The organism is Verrucomicrobiia bacterium (assembly GCA_035946615.1).
Taxonomy (GTDB): domain Bacteria; phylum Verrucomicrobiota; class Verrucomicrobiia; order Limisphaerales; family UBA8199; genus DASYZB01.
Window position 1 is genome coordinate 1 of record DASYZB010000092.1, and the last position, 3,919, is coordinate 3,919.

Consider the following 3,919-nt stretch of genomic DNA (forward strand, 5'->3'; position numbering starts at 1 on the left):
GGTTCCATGCGCTCGGCGGGGATTGGGCCAGCGGCGCCGCGCGAAGAATTATCTCGTTTGCGTCCCCTTGCCAAATGCAATTGAAATAGCCGGTGGATAGCTCGACGGTGCGGCCTGCCCAGACTTGTCGGGCGATGTCCACCAAAACGCCATAGCGTAACTCGACCGCGTAGCAAAGCCGCAGCAGGGCAACGGGCGTTGCCTGGCGACCCGAACAGAACTCGAAGATTCGCTCGCGCCCTACCGCAGCGTTCGCGTACTCACCCAGCGGCGTCAACGGATCGGTTTCGACCGAGCCGCCGCGACAGACCGGGCTTAAGGGATAAACGTTGCCGGTCGAGAGCGCCACGACGCGGCTGTGCGGGTAACGCTCGCAGACGCGCGCAGGGGTCAAGGTGTTCGTGGCCCAAGTGCCCGCCGGGTTGCGCGCGGTGCCGAACTTCAATCCGACTAAGTAAATTATGGTCTCGGCGTCTGGCAATCGAGTGACGGCCACGGGATCGAGCAGGTCGCAACTCAAGGTCTTCACGCCCCGGGCTTCGAGCCACGGACGAGAACGGCCGCCTGCGAAGCGGCTTACGGCTATGACCTCAAGCGAGTGCCCGCCTATCTCTGCCGCGCGACGCGCCCGGACCGCCAGGGTAGGTCCCATCTTGCCTCCGGCGCCCAAAATGAGGAGATGGCCAGAGAGCGTTTTAATAAACTCAACCAAGGCGGGAGTGGGATGCGTCAAAACCTCCTCTAGCTCCGACTCGTCATGGAGCGGTTGGAAACGATTGAGTTCCGAGCACATGGTCACCTATTCAATATCCCTAGCCGTCCCTTGAGTGCTTAGAACATGTTTGAAACATGCCGAGGCTGCACCTCCTCCTCGTCCTCAACGAGGACATCTATTTGAGTTTGTTGACGGGGCCTTCCGGATGGGCCGGCATTAAGCGCTGGCGTGTGCAGTCCACCAACAGGTCCATCTTCTCGAGCAAAGTCTGGCCGATTAGGACCTCATCGCCCAGGATCAACGCGTCGTCGCTGGAGCGGCGTTCCATGATCTCGAAGCGTACACCGTCCGCAAGGCCGACATCACTCTTACGGCCATCGGCAAGCTCCACGGTCACCCGGTCATAAGGCCGGATCCCAAGCTGCTCCAGCAACGAGGCCGGAATGCAAGAGCGCACCGCACCGGTGTCCACCATCGCGTCAGTTTCAATCACCCGCACCTTCTCGGCCGCCAGTTTGCCCTCGGCCGCGGCGTTGGCATCGGCGTTGTTGAACAGTTTGACTTTTGTCCTGACCTCGCCCGTATAGGGTGCTGGGTTCTCTTTCAGTTTCATGGCCGAACATAATTCCGAGGTTAAGCCAACGCAACACAGGACACGGGCCTTTTGGCCTTTTGGCCGCGCCCGACCGCCAGGCCTGGTTCCGCGCATATCAAAGCCATCGGCCTCAAGGAAGCCCCTATGAGCCTGTCAATTGGCGGAGCCAGGTTTTTCTGCTGGCAAAATCGATGAGCACGCCGCGGCCAATGAGAAGGTCCGCGCCGAGCAGGCCCTGCACGTCGGTGGTGGTCGCATGGCCGCCTCCGACGTGCCAGGCTCTGAGATTACTGATGCCCAAGTGAATATTCTTCCATTCGCACCGCCCGAGCTGCAACGTTTTGAGTGTCGTCACCTTTGCCTGATGGGCGCCGGTCTTCCCCAAGCCAATGATCAATGTGCTGTAGTCATCCGCTATCAAGCTGCCGGTTCTGGGTGAAACGAGCCTCTCCGTGCCAAGGCCCAGACGGCCAATTTGCGATGCATCCAGCACGCTATAAAACGAGCCGGTATCCAATACGAACCATACGGGCTTGCCGTCGGCTTGGGTCTCGAGCGAAAGCTCGTGCTTGATATGAACCGACCGGCTCAAAACCTCTTCGGCGTAGAGTTTGGTCAAGACCGTCGGCTTGTTGAGTGGTGGGCTGGGCGGCCCGGAAGTAAATCACCTGGGCGTTGCAATCGATCAGGCAAAAGTTTCGAAAGAAAAAATCACACCCCAACAAACCCGGCCAGGCCCCCCAAATCGCACAGGATTTTTCTCACGTCAGCAGGAGCTTGCTACTTGGGAAGAATAATCAAGTCCACCAGTTTATTGCACACCTCGATCACCACGACGCCAAGGCTAGTGGGCCCCAGGGTTGTGAATCCAAACTGGTTGCCCCGAACGCCAAGATTGACCAGCAGCACCGTCGAGGGTTGCGGCAGCGCGGTAGCGGTCAGACTCGCTCCGGAGACAATCATCCCGTCTCCCCCATCGGGCTCTCTGACAAAGAAAGTCAGCGTATTAATACCTGGCACAAATCCGTTCGTGATGTCTTAGGGCTACACCCGTCCATTTTAGCAATCATATTGAATTGAGAGGGATTTGCTATTGAATTGATAGCAGGAATTTGCTTTTTGGCACGCGAATTATTTTGTACGCTGCGCGGGTTGAACCGGCCCGCCGGTAAATAATGATTGCCGCGCCAGGCTTGGCAGGGATATCCACCGCCAAACCCTGCTCCATGAGTTCCTTGCCAGAGCTTTTCTTTACACCTTCTACATCGAAATTCCGAAGCTCATACTGCGCGGCGGGCTCTAAGCCGCTGAGACGGAAATTCCGTGTAACCTCATCATTGTCCTGGCGGCGGAACGCCTGCACATAGCCTTCACCTGTTTGCGGGAGGTCGAACTGCCAGGCCATCCACGCGGTGTTGGTAAGACTGTACGGAGTCAAAGGATAGTAATCGCCATTGAGCATAATGGGGGCAAGCTGTTTCCATTCCGAATAAGCCCGTTTCTGAACCGCGGCGTTGTTGGTGTTAATCCCACCATTGTCAAAAGCGGTCACATAGGAACTCCGGTAAAAGTAGGGCTCCCAAAAGCCCATGTTTGCGGTGCCCTGGAATGGCAGCCAAGAGGACAGCGCATAAGTAAAAGCCTGATTGGATTGCGCCAGCATTTTGCGTCCTGCCGCCTGCGGGTAATCGCTGCGCCAAAGCGGGACCGCCCGGCGCATGATTTCCAAATCGTTGCGCCTGCCGCCGGAAGCGCAAGAGTCAATTCTCAACCCGGGATGCATCGCCCGCAGCGCGTCCCAGTACGCCAGGTGCCCTTGGACGTAAAAGTTTTCAGTGATCCCCTGGCGGTTGGGGGGGTCATGATTGCGCCAGGCTGACGCTGGGCCAGCCCCGTTCATGTCTTCCCGGTACCAGTCCACCCCGTTGGCCTTGATCAGTGCGCTCATGTGATTCGTCAGCCAATGAAACGCTGCCGGGTCACCTTCGTTCAGAATGGCGCCCGCGGTGCCACTGGCGCCTGCCAGCAGCCATTCGGGATGCTGGGTGGCCAGCCAGGAGTGGGGGTGGCCCACGCGCTCCGGTTCAAACCAGAGCAAGAACTTCATCCCTAACTTATGCACCGCAGCGCTCAGTTCGCCAAATCCGTGGGGATACGAATTCGTGTCCACTTCCCAGGTGCCGGTATTAACCCACGCTTCAGCCCCCGTGTGCGGTCCGCCGGCAGTCGGATACCAGGTGTATGGCTTAGGTTGCGTCAATAAATAACATTTACAAGTCCGTAGGAACCTGCTACCTATGGCGGCGGCATGGTTCCTATCCGTGACATTCGAGACAAGTTGATGCGAATCTGGCCCCACCTCAACGAGAGATCCCAACCAGAGGCGATGTGCCGATGATTGAGAATATCGCCGTCGGCATGTTCGGCTTGTGAATTACGATATGCTCGCCCTGTCCATCGGCGACTGGGCCGTATGTTAGCCGCGACTGAGGCGTTGGAACTAGGCTACGGGGGCGTGTCGGTAGTCAGCCGCGTGTGCGGACTATCGAGGGTGACCATCACTAAAGGGATCAGCGAACTGTCAGCGCCGCCTTTGCCGGAGGCACGCA

Annotated in this window: 5 protein-coding genes and 1 pseudogene; 1 reads left to right on the forward strand and 5 read right to left on the reverse strand. The window is 58.1% G+C overall.

The window, feature by feature from the left end; translation table 11 throughout:
- The 5 genes from VG146_13285 to VG146_13305 all read right to left on the reverse strand — a co-directional run.
- The coding region (locus VG146_13285; GenBank protein HEV2393322.1) for an NAD-dependent epimerase/dehydratase family protein at positions 1-793 on the reverse strand (793 nt) is incomplete at its 3' end.
- A gap of 97 nt (positions 794-890) precedes the next feature.
- On the reverse strand, positions 891-1,328 hold the full coding sequence (locus tag VG146_13290; GenBank protein ID HEV2393323.1) for a retroviral-like aspartic protease family protein: 438 nt from the start codon (positions 1,326-1,328) through the stop codon (positions 891-893).
- A gap of 124 nt (positions 1,329-1,452) precedes the next feature.
- On the reverse strand, positions 1,453-1,929 hold the full coding sequence (locus VG146_13295; protein HEV2393324.1) for a retropepsin-like aspartic protease: 477 nt from the start codon (positions 1,927-1,929) through the stop codon (positions 1,453-1,455).
- Positions 1,930-2,090: 161 nt separating this feature from the next.
- A complete protein-coding gene (locus VG146_13300) occupies positions 2,091-2,330 on the reverse strand; it encodes a hypothetical protein (GenBank protein ID HEV2393325.1) in 240 nt (79 codons plus the stop codon).
- A 70-nt stretch (positions 2,331-2,400) separates the two neighbouring features.
- On the reverse strand, positions 2,401-3,570 hold the full coding sequence (locus VG146_13305; GenBank protein ID HEV2393326.1) for an alpha-galactosidase: 1,170 nt from the start codon (positions 3,568-3,570) through the stop codon (positions 2,401-2,403).
- A 219-nt stretch (positions 3,571-3,789) separates the two neighbouring features.
- Between VG146_13305 and VG146_13310 the strand changes: the two are divergent.
- A pseudogene (locus VG146_13310) lies at positions 3,790-3,919 on the forward strand (ISAzo13 family transposase).

Bases quoted from the DNA above. Each gene is read 5' to 3' on its own strand.
- VG146_13290 (HEV2393323.1), bottom strand. From the start codon at position 1,328: ATGAAACTGAAAGAGAACCCAGCACCCTATACGGGCGAGGTCAGGACA.